The sequence below is a fragment of the Hydrogenophaga sp. 70-12 genome, from assembly GCF_001897365.1.
GTDB lineage: Bacteria > Pseudomonadota > Gammaproteobacteria > Burkholderiales > Burkholderiaceae_C > Hydrogenophaga > Hydrogenophaga borbori.
Genome location: NZ_MKSS01000176.1, coordinates 1 through 2400 on the forward strand (window position 1 = coordinate 1; position 2400 = coordinate 2400).

General features: G+C 73.0%; 2 protein-coding genes and 1 pseudogene. 2 read left to right on the top strand and 1 reads right to left on the bottom strand.

What is annotated here, in order from left to right:
• Window positions 1-228 (bottom strand): annotated as a pseudogene (locus BGO22_RS10710) (ATP-dependent DNA helicase DinG); the annotation flags it as partial.
• A gap of 54 nt (window positions 229-282) precedes the next feature.
• Here BGO22_RS10710 and BGO22_RS10715 point away from each other — a divergent pair.
• Both BGO22_RS10715 and BGO22_RS10720 read left to right on the top strand, forming a co-directional pair.
• Window positions 283-1377, top strand: coding sequence for a patatin-like phospholipase family protein (locus BGO22_RS10715; RefSeq protein WP_286850804.1), 1095 nt, complete (start codon window positions 283-285; stop codon window positions 1375-1377).
• 44 nt (window positions 1378-1421) lie between these two features.
• A partial coding sequence (locus tag BGO22_RS10720) for an acyltransferase family protein (protein WP_286850805.1) occupies window positions 1422-2400 on the top strand: 979 nt, incomplete at its 3' end.

Consider the following 2400-nt stretch of genomic DNA (forward strand, 5'->3'; position numbering starts at 1 on the left):
GGGCGCGCCGGCCTCGCCCGAGACGCTGTCGTCGCCCAGCTTCACGCCGGCCAGGGTTTCGGCGATGAAGGCGGCCATCTCGCGCTGCCCGGGGCGCGCCCGGAAGCCCGGCGCGTGCGAGACCACGTGGTCGAAAGCGGCCAGCGCGATCGCCTCGCGCGCCAGCGCCCCGTGGGGGGCGTTCGCTGGGTCTTCGCGGTGCTCGGCGTTCATCATGGAGCCCGGCATTGTCGCCGAGCCCGGGAATGGCCCCGGATTCATGCTGCAGTGCAACAATGGGCCATGAGCAAGCCCGCCGTCCCCGCCAACAAAACCCCGATCGACCTCGCGCTGCAAGGCGGCGGCTCGCACGGCGCCTTCACCTGGGGCGTGCTGGACCGCCTGCTGGAGGACCCCTCCCTGCGCCTCACCGGCATCAGTGGCACCAGCGCGGGCGCGATGAACGCCGTCGCCCTGGCCAGCGGCCTGATGGAAGGCGGGCGCGACGGCGCGCGCGCCGCGCTGCGGCGGTTCTGGACGCGCGTGGGCGAAATCAACCCCTTTGGCGGCCTGGAGTCGGCGCCGGCGGCGCCCTGGCTGGACCCCGACAGCCCCTGGGCCGCGCCCTGGCTGGGGCCGGTGCGCTCCTACGCGCAGTGGCTCAGCACCCAGGCCTCGCCCTACCAGCTCAACCCGCTCAACCTCAACCCGCTGCGCGACATCCTGCGCGACACGGTGGACTTCGACCGCGTGCGCGCCTGCCACCGCACCCAGCTCTTCATCGCCGCCACGCGGGTGAAGACCGGCGAGCTGCGCATCTTCCGCCAGCACGAGCTCTCGGCCGACGTGATCCTGGCCTCGGCCTGCCTGCCGCTGCTGTTCCAGGCGGTGGAGATCGACGGCGAGGCCTACTGGGACGGCGGCTACGCCGGCAACCCCTCGCTGCTGCCGCTGCTGGAAAGCCCGGGCGACGACCTGCTGCTGGTGCAGATCAACCCCGCCGCGCGCGAGGCGCTGCCGGTGCGCGCGAACGAGATCCTGGACCGCATCAACGAGGTCACTTTCAACGCCAGCCTGATCAAGGAGCTGCGCAGCATCGCGCTGCTCAAGGAGTTGCTGGCCGCCGAGGGCTGGGTCGCGCGGCAGCTGCGCAGCCCCGTGTTCCGCCGCATCGCCGCGCTGCGCCTGCACCGGGTGGACGGCGGCGCCGAACTGGCCGCCCTGGGCGCGGGCAGCAAGACGCGCACCGATCCGGCCTTCCTCGAGCGCCTGTTCCAGCAAGGCCGCGGCGCGGCCGAGACCTGGCTGGCGCGGCACCGCGCCGACCTGGGCGTGCGCGGCACGCTGGCGCTGGAACCGGACGCGGGCGGCGGCACCGGCCGAGCGGCCGTCCCCTGAGCGGGGTGGCGCGATCACCGTCGGGCTGCTAATGTGCCCGCCCAATGAGCGAACACCCGCCCGTTACGAGCACCGGACAGCGCCTGCACGCGCTGGACAACCTGCGCGCCCTGCTCATGTGGCTGGGCATCGTGTTGCACGTGGAGGCCATCTACGCCACCCAGCACCTGCCCAACGCCTGGCGCGACGAGCAGCGCACCCTGGTGGCCGACGTGGTGGTCTCGTCCATCCACGCCTTTCGCATGCCGGCCTTCTTCATCCTGGGCGGCTTCTTCGCGGCGCTGCTGGCGCGCTCGCGCGGCCCCGACGGCCTGCTGCGCCACCGCCTGCTGCGCCTGGGCCTGCCCTTCGCGCTGTTCTGGCCCCCGCTCTGGCTGGCCTCGGGCCTGGCGGCGCTGTTCTTCATGAACCGCATGGTGCTGCACCGCTGGGGGCTGGACCCCGGCGTGCTGCCGGAGCTGCCCATCCTGGGCGGCCCCAACACCATCCACCTGTGGTTCCTGTGGATGCTGCTGTGGCTGTGCGTCTTCACCGCCGCGCTGTGGCGCCTGCCGCGCGCCTGGTTCGCGCCGGCCGAGGCGGCGCTGGCCTGGCTGGCGCGCCAGCCCTGGGCCTGCGTGGCGCTGGCACTGCCGCTGCTGCTGGCCAGCGCGGCCTACCCGAACGCCGTCCTGCAGCCCGCCGGCGCCTTCCTGCCCGAGTGGAACGAATGGCTCTACTACGGCAGCTTCTTCGTCTTCGGGCTGATGCTGCACGGGCGGCAGGCCGAGCTGTTCGCGCGGTTCCAGCGCCACTGGGCGGGCTACGCGGTGGCGGGCCTGGCCTGCTACCTCATCGCCTTCGCCGTGGCGCTGCGCCAGGGCCCGGCGCTGCTGATCGGGTACAGCTACCACTGCATCGCCTGGCTCTGGAGCTTCGCCGCCATCGGCCTGGCCCTGCGCTGGCTGTCCTCGCGCCAGGCGGTGCTGGGCTACCTCGCGGACAGCGCCTACTGGGTCTACCTGGTGCACTACCCGCTCACCA